General features: G+C 56.1%; 8 protein-coding genes. All 8 read right to left on the reverse strand.

Annotation, left to right across the window (positions count from 1 at the left end; genetic code table 11):
• Positions 1 to 417: 417 nt before the first annotated feature.
• The 8 genes from U1839_RS02785 to U1839_RS02820 are packed head-to-tail and all read right to left on the reverse strand — an operon-like array spanning position 418 to position 17,975.
• Complete coding sequence (locus tag U1839_RS02785) at positions 418 to 3,525, reverse strand: sacsin N-terminal ATP-binding-like domain-containing protein (RefSeq protein ID WP_332802154.1); 3,108 nt, start codon at positions 3,523 to 3,525, stop codon at positions 418 to 420.
• Positions 3,522 to 7,109, reverse strand: a complete 3,588-nt coding sequence (locus tag U1839_RS02790) for a DEAD/DEAH box helicase (RefSeq protein WP_332802155.1) — start codon at positions 7,107 to 7,109, stop codon at positions 3,522 to 3,524. Before U1839_RS02790 ends, U1839_RS02785 begins: the two co-directional genes overlap by 4 nt.
• A gap of 37 nt (positions 7,110 to 7,146) precedes the next feature.
• Positions 7,147 to 9,825, reverse strand: coding sequence for a DEAD/DEAH box helicase (locus U1839_RS02795; protein ID WP_332802156.1), 2,679 nt, complete (start codon positions 9,823 to 9,825; stop codon positions 7,147 to 7,149).
• Positions 9,822 to 11,480, reverse strand: coding sequence for a site-specific DNA-methyltransferase (locus U1839_RS02800; RefSeq protein ID WP_332802157.1), 1,659 nt, complete (start codon positions 11,478 to 11,480; stop codon positions 9,822 to 9,824). Before U1839_RS02800 ends, U1839_RS02795 begins: the two co-directional genes overlap by 4 nt.
• 7 nt (positions 11,481 to 11,487) lie before the next feature.
• Positions 11,488 to 13,806, reverse strand: coding sequence for an AAA family ATPase (locus tag U1839_RS02805; protein ID WP_332802158.1), 2,319 nt, complete (start codon positions 13,804 to 13,806; stop codon positions 11,488 to 11,490).
• Positions 13,803 to 13,988, reverse strand: coding sequence for a hypothetical protein (locus U1839_RS02810; protein ID WP_332802159.1), 186 nt, complete (start codon positions 13,986 to 13,988; stop codon positions 13,803 to 13,805). Before U1839_RS02810 ends, U1839_RS02805 begins: the two co-directional genes overlap by 4 nt.
• Positions 13,985 to 16,852, reverse strand: coding sequence for an SNF2-related protein (locus tag U1839_RS02815; protein WP_332802160.1), 2,868 nt, complete (start codon positions 16,850 to 16,852; stop codon positions 13,985 to 13,987). Before U1839_RS02815 ends, U1839_RS02810 begins: the two co-directional genes overlap by 4 nt.
• On the reverse strand, positions 16,842 to 17,975 hold the full coding sequence (locus U1839_RS02820; RefSeq protein ID WP_332802161.1) for a Fic family protein: 1,134 nt from the start codon (positions 17,973 to 17,975) through the stop codon (positions 16,842 to 16,844). Before U1839_RS02820 ends, U1839_RS02815 begins: the two co-directional genes overlap by 11 nt.
• Positions 17,976 to 18,068: the final 93 nt, after the last annotated feature.

Here is an 18,068-nt window from a genome sequence, read left to right on the forward strand (position 1 = left end):
AACGAGAGGGCAAAGCCCTTGGCGTTCCCGCAACATCAAATGTACGGAGGCGGTCAGCCCCCCTCAGCCGCAGCGCGGCACAGGCAACGGCACCCTTGCACGGCGAGACGCTGACGGGCGACGTGGCGGCAAGCAGAGCAAAGACAAGGATGTTGCGCCATCGGCGCAGCGCCGCCCGTCGAAGCGAAAGCGCGGCCGGCGCTCGCACGGCAAGGAGAGAGGCATGAGTGCCTGCGGGTCAGCGCAAAGACTCCGCACCCTCAAGGAGCGCAGCGGGAAAGAGTGCGACCTTAGAAAATCCCGCTCATTTTCCCACGCTCCCGATCGTCACCCGAAGGGCCAAGACTACAGGCTTGGTGCGCGCAGCGCATAGAGCGGGTTGCCGTTAGGCAGCGCTATAACACAGAAGCATCTTCATCAGGACTCCATGATGGCCTTCAAATCCGCCATGTGCGTCCCGGTAAAATAGACCGTAGCGTCACTACCGGCCAAAATTATTTCGAGATTTCCATCATCGCAAGCCAGGAACATTTCGTGGATTACGTCGCCTGATCCGAGCGCATGTTGAAACATCGCAGCGTGGTTAGGACAGAGCGCTAGATAGTTCTGAAAATACCGTTTTTCAGCGTCGTCGAACAATTCAACTTTCTCGACATAATGCCGGCCGTCTGGAAGCCGAAAAGGCAACGGCTTGCTGCAAATTTGGCAGATCATTTCACCGTCGGGATTCGTATATTGCTGCCGCAGATATTGCTCAGCTTCATCCTTTACCGCCCCGATTCCGACCGAAACAGATCGTGTCCGCTGTTCACTGACTTTTCCCGGCGCATCGGCTGCCTGGGCGCTCACCTTAAGTGCGCGCCGCTCAGGATTCCTTGGTTCATTTTCCGGCATTTGAAAATTTTTTCGATGCTCCCATTCCGCGTGGAAACGGTTCAACTCATCAGGCGGAATTTCAGCGACCTTGCGGGCTGTTTCCGCATCGGCAAAACCCAACGCTTTAGCGGCCTCGTTCTGCGTTTTTTCCCGATCGGCGACGGTAGCAGCCTGTGCCTTGGCGGCGGCACTCTGCGCCTCGATATTCTTGCCAAAGTGGATCGCCTTTAGCCACGGCCATCCGGCATCGAAGGTAAACCCTTCCGGAAGCAGTTCTGATCGAGCGAGCGCAGGCTTTACGAATTCAGCCTCGCCCTGCGGCACCCATGCGTGGTTTCGAAGCTGATGGACAAGGACGGAATCGGCAAACCTCGTCCCGTTGCTTTCGTTCTTGCGATACGTCGCTCGCAGCGGGTTTTCATAAGTGGCCCAGTCATATCCGTGATGTGTTTCCGGCAATAGGCGCATCGTCTCCCAGACAAGCTTTGATAGTCTCACCGACTTTCGTTCTGCCAATTGTGTGAAGCGCTGGATGGCAAAATCCCGATCTATCGGTGAGGTAAAGCGCTCCCCAGGAACAGCTCGCAAAACAGCCCAGCTTGGATTATTTGCGCACCGCTGTTTTGTGACGCTGATCCGCGTCATGCTACCGAGCTTTTCGGCAAATCGCGCAATTTTCGGCGTGTCTATAGGTATGGACACATAGCCTTCAGCCAAGGCGAATATTTTGTCCGAATTACCGAGGATTTCGATATATTCACCAACACCGGTTTCTAGGAAGGGTGCATCAAGATATATGTTGGCCGGTTGGTGCCATTTATCATCTTTTCCGAGGAAGAGCTGATACGATGACAACCAGGATGCTGACGAGGGTTCATCATCCAAAAGCTTCATAAATCGGCGCAAATGCGTCGCATATTCGCGCTGGTTTAGTGTCCGGGTGTCGCTCGTATAACCGTCTTTGAGGATCGCTTCCACGAACTGCCGCTCGCCGACGCTGGTTACACCAAGATCATCAAGAAATTTTCGGGCGCTTTCCTGCTGGGCTTTGCCTTTTCCTGCTGTGTAGACAGCATGATCGACCCAAAGCACGGCAGTAGATTTCAGGCCGCTGTCACTCGGAAAATGACATTTCGGCCCCACGCTATAGCGCCCGTCAGCAAGCCGCACTATTCGGCACCGCTTCAGCCGCCAGATTGCGCTTTGTGCGTCGGCCTCTTTGGCCAATAGAGCATAGAATTGCTGGTGCCACTCGCCGTTCTTACCAGCCAGCCATTGCATAAATTCGGCGTTCACACCGCGCCAACTGCCTTCCGAAGCTTTCTCGTCGATGCAACTGACAAATTCGTCGATGTCCCAATCAGTGATTGCGAGACCATTCATGAATTTTTCGACATTGGTTCCCTGCAAGGCTCGGCTCGCGGCCCATTGCGGCGGGTCGTCGTCGTAGTCGATCAGGAACTCAATATCGTCGTGTGAGAGCAAATCTTTGAGTGCGGATTTGGCCTGAACCAAAGTTCGAGCGGGGGCGTGTCCCTTTGCGTGGGTCGGCGTTAACGGCTCGTTGTTCATCGCCTCGCAAATGGCGGCACGGATTGGAACGTATCGGGCACCCAACGAGTCTTGGGGGTTGGGCAAGACGCCCAGAAAATCATTCGAGAGTAACCCCAACTCCCGGATCGAATGAAGCGATGATGCGGTCAGAATCGCTAGCTGCTCGAACAGAGGCTTGTTGGCCGGGGTCTCTTTTATGCTGGCCCGACTTAGCTCAGGGACAAAAGGGGCGTGCAGATGGAAACGCAGACCTGATGTCTCTTTGCCGGCGGGGAAAAAGACGGCAACTTGGCCAGGAACGGGAACGATTTTTAGCTGGGCCGAGAGCGGTTTTTCGTTGGAGACGTTCTTGGTGCTGGGCAGCAATTCGAGTGCAAAAGCTATCGCAACACGTTGCTTCTCCAAACCTGCTACCGGCTGACTGAATTTGAGAAAGTGGTCGCTTGTCGTCGTGCGACCATCCACCTGCTTCATGACCTCAATGTGCGAATCAGTGTGAGAAATCCGGAGAATTTCGCCGGACATCTCGCCCTTCAATTCCCATTTGATCGATTCTATTTTCGGCAGAAATAGCAGCGTTGTTTCAGCTAGCTCGTTGAGACCTGTCTGGATTTCCTGATGAGCATCAGCGGCCGTCTTTTTGGGGTTATCAAATGGGAACTCAAAACGTGTCTGGCCCTGTAAGCTGTCGGGGCCTTCTAGCTCAAAGGGAAGAACCAATCGGCAGATTTTGAACGAGAATGTCGGCGACCAGATGTGTGGAGTTTCAGAGTAAGCGAACACGGCTTTGAATCCGACGCCGAAGCGGCCGATTTTGTCATCATCATGGGCCTTGGTACCTTCGCCAATATCTGTGATCGCATAAATATCCTGTGGGCGAAACGGCTCGCCATTATGCTCGAATATCAACTTATCAGGCGTGAGGATAAACTTGACCTCGGTAGCGCCACGATCCTCAGCGTTCTGCAAAAGTTCGTATATGAAGTGGGCGCTGTCCGGGTAAAGATCTTCAACGATCTTACGAATTCCGCTATGTTTCTCAAGTACGCGGGCCAAATCCTCGCGTTCCGCGCGGACATCATTAATGACGCTCATGCCGATGCCTTCACGATCCGCAACAAGCCAAACACAATGGGGGACGCACGGACATCACCGCCGCTAGTGGCTTGCTCAAGTTCAACGATGCGGCGATCAAAGTCCGCGTTTGCTCGCGCCAGCTCACCTTGGCGCATGACACGAATTTTGTCGTTCGTAGCGCGTCCAATTTGATCTTCGATGACAGTTGAACGGGCGCGGTGGCTAACCGTGAGGCTCTGAACCCTATGGTCAACTAACTGACGATTTGCGTCGATATGGTTTGCCTGAGCTTCCACCCATTTTGCATGATGGCGGAATTCCAAACCCTCAAAAATATCGAGTCCGGGCAACGCCAAATCGACATGATTGACTTGCGACAGAACCTCTAGCAATGAACTTTCTAGCGCCATGTCGGACGCAATGGCGACAAGCGCCTCATCTGGTCGCACGCCGTGTTTCGTCCAACGATATAGCGCAAAGGGGTGATCCCCAACGGGTAAATCGACGCTGTGGAGTTCCAGGGTGCAGAACTGGGGTTCATCGACATCGAGAAAGCGCGCCGCTTGACGCACAAGGGGATGGATGACCGAAATGTGGACTGTTTTGGGATTTTCGGATGCAGCTTCCTGATCGAACGTGACAGCCAAGGTCGGTTGCCCACCCTTAAGCCACTTTTCCCATTCCCGTGAGATCGGGTCAACCGAACGAGCTAGCCGACTAAAGTCTGACAAGAGGGCGGCCCGTGATTCTTGGCTTAACCTAAGCGTCTTGAGCGGCCCTGCGCCAAGGAGATGTTCGCCCTCGCTTTCCAGCCTTCCAGAAAGATAGGCTTCAACGGCGGCAGCGATCGCGGCAGGAGAAAGCCAAAATGTCTCCGCAGCCTCAACGTCGTCCCGCCATGACGGCTTTGGAACGTCTAGGCCAAAAAGCTCAGATTGCTTGTTTTCCAAGTCCTCCTCTTCCCGGAGTTGACGAATGACGTTGTCCGACAGTTGCCTTAGCCGGTTACGTTTTTCATCTTCGTTCAGACTGAAGCTTTCGGCAATGTCGTGAATTTCTCGGGTGATGGTCCCCAATATCTCTTCGTTGCCGCCAACCGCGTGCTGGAAAACACCGATCCTCCAGAGACAGCGCTGATAAATGTCGCCGTCAACCGTTCCCGGCGTGACAAGGTTCATGATCGCCACCGTCTGACTACGCTGGCCGTATCGATCAATTCGACCGATACGTTGCTCAATGCGCATCGGATTCCAGGGCAGATCATAATTTATCAGAAGGTCGCAAAACTGGAAATCGAGTCCCTCGCAACCGACTTCAGAAGATAGCAACACGTCGATTGCCTCGGGGTCGTCCTTCGCGAGTGCAAAGCGCCGCCTCAAATTCGCGCGTTCTTCATCGGGAATACCACCATGAACCACACCGAACCGCAGGCCGGTTTCGGCGGTATGTGCCGCAAGGTAGGAAAGCGTATGCCTGAACGTGGTGAAGACGAGAGACTTATTGTTTTCCAAACACCCCTTGTCGGCGAGAATTTTCTTGAATGCCTCAATCTTGCGATCCTCGGGATTCAAATTTTGGGAAAGGGCTAAGAGTTCATCAATTTCGCGACGCACGGACTGCACAAACCCTAGATCAACGTCACTGTCGCTGTCTGCCGCTTCCATCATTTCGAGCTGATCCAGCTTGCCAGCCAGAATGTCGGCGAGCAGTGGCGCTAACCCGTAAAGGCAACTGGCGGCTTGGCGACGAATCGTCGTCATCATGAATTTTACATTCTGCTGACCGTGGCATTTTGCGAGAATTCGGCCGATCAAATCCAAAAGCTTGTCGTGCAGCTCGCGCTGCTCTGACGTAAACTCGACCAATACGGTCTCAGGTTTTCGAGTTGTGAAATCGCCGATGTCGCGGCGACGGGTTCTATTTATGAGCGGGCTAAACGTGTAGAGTTCTTCCAGCTCCCTAATCAGCGGAATCCGGTCGGCATCCTCAAGCCCTTGCTGTCCTAGTCGATCATATACAGCTTGAAAATTGGGGGACTCCCGAAGGAAAAGCCGCCCCCATTCAGTTGCCGCCGCGTCGTTCAAGGCATCGACCGCACTCTGTTGCCAACCGTCCTCGACTGACCGGCAATGCTGAATAGCGGCGTTGATCGGTCGGTTAGGCTCGGCCATTTGTTCAAAGCTGGCGTGATCGATAACGAGATCAGGACGCAAAACATTTAGAAGCGTGAATAGGTCATCGCTACCAAGCTGAACGGGCGTAGCCGTTAGCAGCACGACCGCCTGTGCATTGTCGCAAAAATATCGGACGCCTTGGTGCAAGAACGTCTCGCTATTACGGATGTGGTGCGCCTCATCGACGATCACGAGATCGAATCTTGGGGGTGGGTCAAGCTCCAGTAGGCCGCGAACCTTTCGTCGGCCACGCCCTCCAGGTGTGCCAAGAAGCATATCGGAATCGAATAGTGAAAAAGGCAAAATTGCTTTGGAGTGCTGCTCAGGCCACTCGCCATCCAAGTCCATTTCTTGAATGCAATGACGGAGCATAGCACCATCAAGGGCATTAAAATGCTCATCGAAGCGCTTCATTTCGTTGAACCATTTTCGCTCAGCGACCAAGGCTTTCGGGCAAATTACGAGAACGGACTTGATGTCCATTCGCGCGCGCAACTCCTTGATGATGAGGCCCGCTTCAATCGTTTTGCCAACGCCCACTTCGTCAGCCACCAACAGGCGCGGTCGGTCAGCTCGTATGAGTTTTAGAACGGGCCGGTATTGGTAAGGGACAAATTGCACCCTGCCCGAGCGCAAAGAGTAGAGATTGGCTGTCGAACCCGACAGGATTTGAAATGCAGTCAGCCTTGCCCGCAACTGCGCCGCATTGAGCGGCGTAGGTCGCTCGGTGTCAGATTGTTCGGATTGGAGTTGGCTTTCATAAAAGACAGACTTCATGCCATTTTGGAAAACCCGATAGCGGGTTTCCGCACCCCCGAGCATCACCTCTATGACAGGCAACAAGAGAGTGGGAGCCGATCGCAATGCGACCAGATCGCCAACCTTGAACAACGATTGGGCGGCTGCACCTTTTACCTGCACGGCCTCTTCAGGCACCCGATTGATTGAGGCAGGGGTCAGAGCATCGTGTGGCTGACCATTCGAGGATGGAGGTGGGCTCATTGCCGCCATCGCCGCGTTTTTGGCCGCGTCCACCGCTAAGCGTGTCTCCGCATTCCCATCTATGGCTTCCAGAAGGCGGCCGAGCGTATCAGCGTCTCGATACGATTCACTGGGGGGGAGGTCGGTTGACGACAGGTGCGCCCACTTGTTCCTGACGGTTTGCAATTCCTTCAGCCACGAACGGGCTTCACGCGGCAGGCTAAGCGTCGAGCTGATCTCGAACCAATTCTGATCCAGAATACGCAATAAAGCGGCAAAGTCGAATTGATCTAACTGCTTAAACCCCCGCTCGCGGGCAGTGCGCTGTTGCTGAAAACTAAGCCGATCGATGACCAGCTTGTTCCACCAGTCAGGCGACAGTTTGGGAAGTTGGTTGGATAGGAAGCGCGAAACATCCCTTGTCGCTGCCCGAAGTAACTCGTTCATTAAGCCCCCTCAGCAATTTTTCCGGAGCGCCAAAGCCCTACCCAAACTGCTTCATCAAAAATTCCAGCGTCATATTTTCAGCAATCGCATCATGCGGGATCAGGGCATACTGCCACGGCTTCCCGCCATACGAACGCGCATGTTCACTCGCCCAGGCGCACCACTGGATCGCAACATCGCGCTTCGCCAGAACATCCTTGTCCTTCATCTGCGTTGCCATCTTGGGTTCGAGCATAAGAATGCGATCGTCAGTCTCAGCGACGAAATCGGGCTGATATTCGAGATGATCGTGACCGCTGCGGTAAAACATCTGGAACTGGCCCTTTGCGGGCCGCAGCCATTTGAGCGCCTCGCGTTCGAGAATGACCGCCAGCTTGCGTTCGGTGTCCGAATGAAACTTCGCCACCGTCGAAAGGCATTTCGTAAACCCGCCAAACAGATACCGCGCCATATTGCTCTTGTCGGCGGGCGGCACACGGAAATCGAGCGGGGCTTCGCGTGACGCCGTAAATGCGGTTTCCCTAAGTTCCGAGAAGCCCTGCCGGATCTCGTGATGATATTCGACCGCTTCGTCTTTCCAGAAATGATCCTGCATCTGGGCATGAACCGCACGCGCAATCTCGCGCTGGTGCAATGACAAGACCTGCCCCGCGTCGGTCTCGGAAAGGTAGGTGAGAAAGTGCCGCGCGACCTGTCCGGCAAGCTCATAGAGCAAGTCGGCATGTTCATCATAGGCAATGTCGGAAAAGTCGATCAGCCCGCTGACGACATAATCCTCCAACCGGTCTTCAAGCAGATTGCCTTGCGACAGGCCGATAATATCGACCTGATCCGTGCGCAGATGCTTGGCCCATAGCTCATCGCTCGGCGCGGGATAGCGCATCCCGGATAGGTCGAGTGTGAACGGCTTGAAGCCCGCCTTGACCTCGCCCTTGGGCATGACAGTAATGCGGGGGATGTCGATGGTGCGTTCGACCATCAATTTCGCGGTTGCGGCAATAACGGCTTCCATGTCGGGCGCGGGCTTCGCGATTCCGTCAAGTTCGAGCTGCGGTGCCTGATACTGACTGCGCACCTCGCGCACGACCTGTGCTTGAACATCGGCGCGAGAGAGATATGATACGCTCGGCACCTTGTCGGGTTCACGCGCGAGCTTTCGGAAAGCATCATAGGCGAGCTGCGCGACACGAATATCATTCGGGTCGGTGAAAGCCGGGGTCTGCGCGGGGCCGGAGGCCGTTGCCGCATCCACGCTCGGCGCGGGTTGTAGGCCAAGGCTGCCCAGGATCGTCGGCGAAGCCACGACGGTCACGGTCTTGCGCGACAAATCGGCCTCATCGAGCACAAGCTGCTTCAAACGGATTGTCGATTTGGGATCGTTCGCCGCGTCCACAATTTCTTGAAATCGGTCATGCGCGACGATGTTGAGACGATCCACTGCGGCAACGCCGGTGCGTTTGCCGTAAGGCAAGCGAAGCCCGCGCCCGATGCTCTGCTCGATCAAGGTGCGGGCGTTTGCAGCGCGCAGCGGAATGATTGTGTAAAGGTTGGTTACGTCCCAGCCTTCCTTGAGCATATTGACGTGAATGACGATCTCGACCGGATTGTCATTCTGTTCGACGGTCAACAGCTTCTCGACCGTCTCCTCTTCCTTCACGCTCGAATCGACCTGGATAACCTTGTCGGCGTAGCGGCCCTCGAAAAAGGCGTCGGACTGGATCAACCGAGTCAACTCTGCCGCGTGGGTCGTATCGCGTGCGATGACCAGAACGAAGGGCTTCACGATACGCTCGCCATTTTCGCGGGCGTAGGTTTCCAGATCGACCTTGACGCTTTCGTGCAGGCGAACGCCATCCTCCAGCTTCATAGTCTGGATCGCTTCGGGCGATTTTCCTACCGGATTGAAATCCTTGCGGGTGACGACGGCTGGCTCCTTGACGAAGCCATCCTCCATCGCGCGGGCGAGCGGATAATCAAAGATCACGTTGCTGAACGGCACCGGCCCGCGCGGGCTTTCGACGAACGGCGTCGCGGTCAGCTCAAGGCCAAGCACCGGCTTCAACTCGTTGATCGCACGCATTCCGGCCGTGGCGCGGTAGCGGTGCGATTCATCCATCAACAACACCAGGTCGGGCAGGCTCGCCAGATAATCGAAATAGCTCTCGCCGATCTCCTCGCGAAAAGAGCGGATACGCGGGCTTCGCCCGCCGCGCACTTCAGACGATATTTTGGCGATGTTGAAAATGTTGATGGTGGTCGGGAAGAGATTGCCGCCTGAGGCAATCTGCCGCTCATAGGTTTCGCCGGTGGTCAGCACCGGCGGCGAAATCGCGAACTCCGCGATGCCCTTGAACACATATTTGGACGTGTTCGGCGTGAAGTCGGCGATCAGCTTGTTGTAGATGGTGAGGTTGGGAGCGAGAACGAAGAAGTTGTTGATCCCGTGCGCGATCTTCAAATAGGCGATGAACGCCCCCATCAATCGTGTTTTGCCAACGCCGGTGGCGAGCGCGAAGCAAAGCGAGGGAAAGTCGCGTTCAAAATCGACCACACCGGGATATTCGCTCGCGATTATGTCCTTGGCGGCGGCAAGGTCAGCGGTTCGGGCCAGCGGCACAATCTCGGTAATCCGGTCAAGGATTTCGAGGCTACGACGCTGCGGCGGACGCAGGCTCAAGCGACCGGCGACGGCGTTGACGTGGCGCACATTGCTCATGCCACATCCTCCCCGTCGAACAGGCCGGATTGCGCGGGCGGCGGAGGCAGCGGTTCCTTCTCGGCCATAGGCAGGTTGGCGACGTTCAGCGAATAATCGTCATGCCCCCATTCGCACTTGCTGCGGATGTGGTTGGGGATTTTACGCAAGGTGAGGTTCGACCAGAGGTCGGCATTGCCCCGGAACGCGGCGCATAGGATCAGCAGCGAGCGGCCTTCGCCCACTTCATCGCTGAGCGCCGCCAGTTCCTCCGGCCCCAATGTCTGGGTGGTGACATAAAGAAAGTCACTTTCGGACGAATGGCCCTGCTGCCAATATACGCTATCGCTCGGATCGTAGGTGAAGCCCTCCAGTTTGCAGATAGCCTGCGCTAGCATCGCCGCGTCATAATCGCGCGAGATGACCTCCCGACCCCATTTGTCGGTTTCGAGCAACGACGGCGCGAGTTCATAATAGCGAAAACCGCCACCACCCTTCCAGTTCGCAGCTGTGCTGATTCCGCCTTGATCGCCGTCGATGACCTTTTGCAAACGCGGCACGATATGCGTGGTGCAATGGTCGCCCAACTCAACCATTATCCAACGGCGACGCATCTTCTGAGCGACTGCACCAGTCGTGCCCGAACCTGCGAAGGAGTCGAGAACAATGTCCTGATCCTCTGTGCTGATCTGCAAAATGCGCTGAATCAAACGCTCCGGTTTGGGCGTAGTGAACTGATCTCCGCCATCGAAAAGCGCTTGAATTTCAATCTTTGAAGTTCGGTTGCTCCCAACTTCGTTGTGAGGCCAAATCGTCTCCGGCGGCCGTCCGGTCGATCCATCTGCATAAATGCGGTAATATGCCGACCACCCGGCGCGACCGTTCACCCAGTCAATCCGATCGGCTTCTGCGGTAATCTTGTTCTGCGACCATCGCCAACGACCCTCAACGCCATCGGGCCTCATGGGGAAAACCTCAGTGCCGTCCGGGGCAGTGAGTGGGAAGTATAAGGTAGGCCTTGCTTCGCGAGTATCATCGCCGCTGCCCATCGCGCGCAGCGGTTTCGTATAGTAGCTTCGGCCATTATGATCAGTTTTGTTGAAATGGGCTGGAACATCGTCTGTCTGCATTCGAGATATTCGAGCGCGTTCGATAGCTTTGGCATAGACTAAAACATGGTCATGTCTGGACGAGAAGAAACGCGAGTCCATTTTGGGACTATCAGACTTTTCCCAAATGACGTTTGCGATGAAGTTCAACCGCCCAAAAACCTCATCACACAACACTTTTAGATAATGCGCCTCGTTGTCGTCGATGGTGATCCAAAGGGTGCCATCTTCCGACATGAGTTTGCGAATGATCTCTAGCCGGTCACGGATTAGGCCCAGCCATATCGAATGTTCCAGCCCGTCATCGTAATGGGTAAAAGCGCTGCCGGTGTTATAAGGCGGGTCGATAAATACGCACTTCACCTTCCCCGCGTAATCCGCCTCCAACGCCTTGAGTGCGAGCAGATTGTCGCCGTGGATCAGCACATTGTCGAAAATATCCGCGTCCGTCACCCGCGCGGCGGCGTGATAGCTCTTCGCCGGGTCTTCAATCAGAATGCGCGGCTCCAAACGGGGCCGGTTGTCTTTCCCCACCCATGTCAGTTCGAGTTTCTGTTTTTTGTTCATGGGTTGTCTACTTGGGTTCTTTCAGGGGGCGCATCCGGCGCGTTCCGCCGCTGTTCGCCCAGTGGTCGCCGGATCGGTCGCTCGTCGGCCAGCCGTGATCGGGGCAGATCATGGCATCCGCCAGCGCCATGACATGATTGGCGAAGGCCAGCGCCTTCGCGTCGGGAACGTCAAAACCATCGGTGTTGTAATGCGCTCCGACTTCGTTGCGCACGGTCACGATGGCAGAGATTTCGTCCAGAATTGGCTTGAATTGGATCTTGTCCTTGACGGTCACAGTCGTCCCGTCGCTCTCGATGATTTCGACATGCAGTTCGTCCCGCAATTTGCCTTTTACGTAGGGCAACAAATCCCCAAGCGCGTGCCGACCATTTGGCTTGAACGGTAATCTGCACGCATATCGTTCCGCCACGAAGATCAGCAGCGCCTCCAGAACCACGCCTGCCTTCCCGACAATGGCTTGCAGGTCGTGCGGCTGTTGGAGCGTCATTGCTCGCAGACGTTCAGTTTCGGGGATTGATCCGGTCGCCTGAATCACACCATCGAGCCCGGTGCCAAGCAAATGCACGAACTGGCAGGGATGGACGCCCTTGATCATCCCCCAGCGATATTTGTGCCGCCAAGGCCCGTAGTGCGTGGTGATAAGCGTATGAAGAAATTCCTTTGTCGTCGCGCAGATCATCTCGATCACCCGATCGACATGCGGTTCATCGACACTACCCAGTACATCATCGAGGATCAGCACGGCTTCTTCGGGCTTCTCCCGCAACGCCAGTGCGAGGAAGATGCAAAGTCCAAGTGTGTCGAGGTGCGACTGGCTGAAATAGGCTTGCGGTGGCGCGTCCTGCCCGGAAAACTCCGCGTTCAAGTCAATCGAAGCGCGCTTCGCGTGATCAATTGCCAGCGCGATCTTGTCCTTTCCCTCCCCCTTATGGACTTGCTCATACAGCTCACCGACTTTCGCCCCGATTTCGGCGATGATGCTGTCGGTGAAAGCCTGCCGCTGGCTCTTCACCAGCGTATAGGCTTGCTCCAGTTTTGGGATAAGCGCACCCAGTTCGGCAACCTTTGCCGTGTTGTCGTTGTAGCGTTGCAGGGCGCGCGCGGCGTTTTCCCGACGCTCTTTGCCCTGCCGCAACGATGCTTCAATGTCCTTCCACTTGCCATGCAGGTCATTGTTGGCATCCAGCCAAACCTGCAAATCCGCGATGGCCTGCGGCGGCAGGGTTTCGGGAAAGAGGTATTTCTGATCCCAGGCGAAGCCCGTCCTGGCCGCGTGATAGCCGGTCAGGTTTTCCACATAGCCGGATTGCAAGAGCGCCAAGTCCGCTTTGGCTCGCTCAAGAGCCGAACGGCACTTGTCGAGCTTGGTTTTCGCCTCCCGGACCGCTTCAAACTGATTGAGCCGATCCTTGATCGTGGTTGCCAATCCGGTGGCCCGCTCGGCGCTTTCGCATAAGGGGCAAACATCGGTATCGGGATGTGCTTCGAGATAATGTTGCCCCGCCTCTAGCACCGCAACGAGTTCGTTGGCGCTTGCGGTAGCGACGCTAGCCGATGCAGCCATTTCCAGTTGGGCCGTGTCGAAATCCGACTGCGCCGTGGCAACGACAGATTCACGCGTTTGCAGTTGACCGGGGTAAGCGGCCAGCGCCTGATACTGAACAACAAGCATATCGACGGCAGCTTGTTCCTGCGCCTCGTTCCCCTCGGGCTGGGCCAGCAGCTCAGCGGCCCATTCGGCTGGATTTTGCCCCGGCGCGTTGCCTGCCGACGCATAGACATCGGCTAATGCCGTGTAGGCTTGCAACACCATCCCGTCAGCAGACGACTTCTCGGTTCCGAGGTCGCCAACAAGTTTCTTGAGGTTCGCCTCCGATTGCTCGAAAGCCGATATGTCAATAAACTTTGCAATTGCCGTATATCGTTCGCCAGGCGTCGCTTCGACGAAATCGAGCATCTGCTTGCGACGCATGATTGCTAGCCGTGGTCGCCCCGATTCCGGCGTCACCACGACATTCTTGCCGCTTAGCTTTCCCGTGCAAGCCGCGCCCTGAGCGGTTTCCAGCGAAACCGCCAGGTCCTCCGGCTTCTTCTTAGCACTATTCAGGTATTTATGCCGGGTAGCGTCGATTCCTTTGTCCTTGAGCGAACCGGCCTCTCCCTTTGCGAGAACCTCGAACGCATCGCAGATGGTCGTTTTACCGGTGCCGTTCTCACCGTAAACAATAGTCAGCTTCTTCTTCGGCTCAAAATCCAGCTTGAAGGTTTCGGAAGCGCCGCGAAACGCCGTCAGCGTCAGGGATTTCAAGGGTGCCGCGGTCATGCCTCGCCTGCCTTCTCAACGCTCAAGTCAATTTCCAACCGCCAATCTTCACCCTTCATCTGCCCGGCTGCGATCTTGGCGATTACGGAATCCCGCTTCTCCGGACGGACAAGGCCAGACTGGATCAATTGATCCACGGTCTGTTCTGCCAACTTTGCCGATGGCGCTGCATCGTCGCTCATTTCACACTCCACCGAATTGTAAACAGCGGCTTGGTCTCCGCGCTCTGTTCGAGCTTACCTTCGATTTGGGCGATCAACACCGCCCGCTGCTCGTCGATTTTGTCCTGAGCGTCGAACAGCGAACGGCGCTTGTTCGAGCGTTCGGTTTCCAGCGCTTTGACCGCCTTCTGTCCCGCCAGCTTGTCCTCAAGCGTCTGCGCCAGCGTCGCGGCACGGCGGGCTTCCTTGATCTGGCGATCAAGCTCCTTCAGCTCGCGCTCCAGCCCGACTTTCAAATCATCCGCCCATCCGTCGAGCTTGTTAGCCTCGATCTCGAAGAAGCGAGCGTTGCGTTCAGATATATCCCGGCGGATGTGCGCTTGCTGCTCGGCCATCGATTGCGCAAGTGCGGTTGCGATTGCATCGGGCTGTGTGGCCGATCCAGTGACGGCGCCGGCGATGGTCATCAACCGCGAAGTGGCCTCGGCGCTAAGCGTGGTTCCGTCGTCAGTCGTTCCCGCGAGCAACAGGTGATCCTCGCTCTGGCCCAACGCCTCGACCGACAGCATCGACGCCGCGAGCCAGCCGGATCGACCTTTCAGGAGTTCGATTTGGGAAATGCGCCCATCGTGGCCCGAATAGTTGAAGGCGATCTCGGCGACAGGCAGGTCACGCGATTGCGCGCGGGCAACGATGGCCTGACCGAGCGGATGATTGACACGGAACAGATGCGCGTCGCCGGTGCGGCGCGGCAATTCATAAAGGCCGGTAGGAACACCCTCGTCCGAAATCCAATGCGGGACGGCATTGAGCCGAAACGATGATGAGTCGATGAAAACAGCATCACCGTCCAGCTCATGCGCCGCCAGCTTCATCAATTGCCGCTCGAACTGGCTGAGGTGCAAGTTCGTGTCGGCGTTGCGCATCTTGAGCTTCTCGCGCACCTCGTCATCGAAATTTTCCAGCAGTTTGCGCCGCGCGTGGGTCATTGCCTCGTTGATCTCAAGTGTGAGTTCGAGCTGGAGTTCGTCGAAAGCTGACTTGATCTCGGCGGTCTGGCGGCATTGTTGGTAGATACCGGCAATCCGCTTTTCAAAATCGACGCCAGATTCAATGGCTCCAAGCACCTCGTCGCTAGCTCCGAACACGCCCTCGAAAAGCTCGAATTTCTCGGACAGCAACTGATAAACCCGCTGGTCGGCCTCGTTCTTCCGGTTGAGGAAATTGACGACGACGACATCATGCTTCTGGCCGTAACGATGGCAACGCCCGATGCGCTGCTCGATACGCTGCGGATTCCAGGGCAGGTCATAGTTCACGACCATTGAGCAAAATTGGAGATTGATGCCCTCTGCTCCGGCCTCAGTGGCGATCATAATCCTGCCCTGCTCGCGAAAATAATCGACCAAGGCAGAGCGCATATCGGCGGTTCTCGATCCGGTGACGCGATCCGAACCTTCGTGGCGAGACACCCATTCGCGGTAGATCGCCTTCGATTGATCGTCGGTGTTGGTGCCGTTGAACAGGACTATGCGGTCGGCAAACGGACTGTCGGCCAGCACCCGCAGTAGATAGGATTGGGTGCGGCGCGATTCGGTGAAAATGATCGCCTTTTCATCGGCACCTAATTCGCGCGCCTTGGCGAAGCCTACTTCCAGTGCTTTCAGCAACGCCCTCCCTTTGGCGTTTTGGTCGATTGAGGTTGCCAATTCCGCAAACTCACGAAGCTCAACAATTTCGAGCTCAAGCGCCCTCTGATCGGCCTCCGTCAGTGGTTCAATTTCGTCGTCCGACCACTCCTCCGCCGTTTCATCCAGCGCCTCATAATCTTCGTCCAGCTCATCCAAGAGCGATGTGGGCCTACTCTGATCGAGCCGCTTTTGTAGCCGGTTGGATATTGAGGTGAGCGCGCCCGCAATGGCAAATGTGGACGACGCGAGCAGCTTACGAAGCACGAGCGTCATCAGAGAGCGTTGGCTGGCGGGAAGCGCCTGTAGGTTGTCGCGCTGCAAATACTCAGTCACGAGATTGTAGAGCCGGTCTTCAGCTTCGTCCGGGCTGAACTCCTCCAAAATTGCGTGGCGTTTGGTGTAGGGGACATAGGCTGTCACCTGCCGACGAAGCGTGCGGTGACAAACCGGCTTCAAACGCTCACGCAGAATCTCGAAGGTGCGCTCCTGCGAAAGATTGGCGAATTGCTCCCGAAAGCTCTTCAAATCGCCAAACGTATGTTCGTCAATGAAGCTGACCAATCCGAACAGCTCCAATAGCGAGTTTTGCAGAGGCGTCGCTGTCAGCAACAGCTTGTGCCGTTCCGCCAGCGCCATTTTCAAAGTGTTGGCGATCACATTCGACGGCTTATAGACGTTCCGTAGTCGGTGAGCTTCGTCAATAACGACAAGATCCCAAGGCATCGAATGCACATCAGCGGCTTTGTTACGGGCAAATTGATAAGAGCAGATCACAACACTGTCATTCAGGTCGAATGGTCGGAAATTGCCTGCCTTGATCGCAGCGTTGTATGACTTAGATTCGATGATGGAGCAGGGAATGAAGAACTTCTCGTTCATTTCCTGATACCACTGCTTACGCAGATTGGATGGGGCGATAATCAACACCCGTCGTTTTCCCTCGGCCCAGCGTTGAGAGATGACTAGGCCCGCTTCAATGGTCTTTCCAAGCCCGACCTCATCGGCAAGCAAAGCGCCTTTTGACAAAGGTGATGCGAATGCAAAGAGTGCGGCGTCAACTTGGTGCGGGTTCATATCCACCTGCGCGCCAGCGACGGCTACGGCCAACTTGTCGCTGCTGTCTGATGATCGACGCCGCACAAGATCGCTAGCCAAGTATTTTGAGTGATAATCTGTAATCATTTCATTCTTCACTTGCACTGTGATCGACCGTTATTCCAGCAGCAAGTCGATACCGTGCATAGCGACGCTCGCCGCTGCGGATCAGCGCCCCCTTTTCAACTAGGTCGTTCAAATCGCGCGTCGTAGTGGCGAGACTGGCATCTGTGATCGTCCGATAATTTTCGGCGCTCAAACCGCCCACAAAACCATCCGGCCCTTCGCGGAACATACGTAGCAGGGCCTTTTCCTGCCGTTCGTTGATTTCGCCGCGCAAGCGATCGAGCAGTCGCGTTTTTTCGATCAGGAAGCGGATACGGGTGATTGTCCGCGCCTGCGCCTCGATGACAATATCGGCAAACCACGTCAGCCAGGCATTGATGTCGTTGCTCTGGCTGCCAAGTTGAAGCGCGGCGTAATAGGCTTTGCGGTGGCGGTGGATCGTTTCCGCGAGTGCCGTCAGCGTCGGGGCAGCGAGATTTTGGGCCAATGCCTTTTCCGCAATCGCGCGCCCGAGGCGGCCATTGCCGTCCTCAAAGGGATGGATGCTCTCGAACCACAAGTGCGAGATTGCGGCACGGGTGATCGCGGGAAGCGGGTTTGGTGACGACGGCGCGCTGTCGTTGAACCACGCGATGAAGCGGGACATTTCCATCGGGACGGCATCTGACGGCGGTGCCTCGAAATGGACACGCGGCTCATGGAGTGCGCCCGAAACGATCTGCATCGCATCTTCGTGTGTCCGGTAGCGCCCGACATCAGCAATGTCGCGACGGCCGTTCATCAGCATGGCGTGCCATGCGAACAGCGTCCGATCGTCGAGCGGCGCTGCATGACTGCGATAAACGTCGGCCATGAGTTCGGCGGCCCCGGCCTCCGCCGCGCTTGCACGGCGCTGGTCGGAAGCAAAGCCCAGATGCCGTGCGAGCGACGACTGGACACTGGCGCGGTCGAGGATCTCGCCCTCGATGGCAGAGCTATCGACAACCTCCTGCGAAATGAGTTCGATGGTCAATCCATCGCGCTCATCGGCGTCCAGGTGGTGTAGCGCGCCAATAACGACGCCGGAGCCTTTCAGGAACTGCTCTTCGGACGCGCGGATGCGTTCCGCGTCGAAGCGGAAATCAGGCCAGTCGGGGAGTTGCCAATTCCAGCGCATGATGGATAGGAAGCCTTTCTATCCATCACGATATAGCCCAATTATGATTGATAAAGCGATAGCCAATCAATCACCAAAGGCACATTGTCGCTT

The sequence above is a fragment of the Parasphingomonas halimpatiens genome, assembly GCF_036663795.1.
Taxonomy (GTDB): domain Bacteria; phylum Pseudomonadota; class Alphaproteobacteria; order Sphingomonadales; family Sphingomonadaceae; genus Sphingomonas.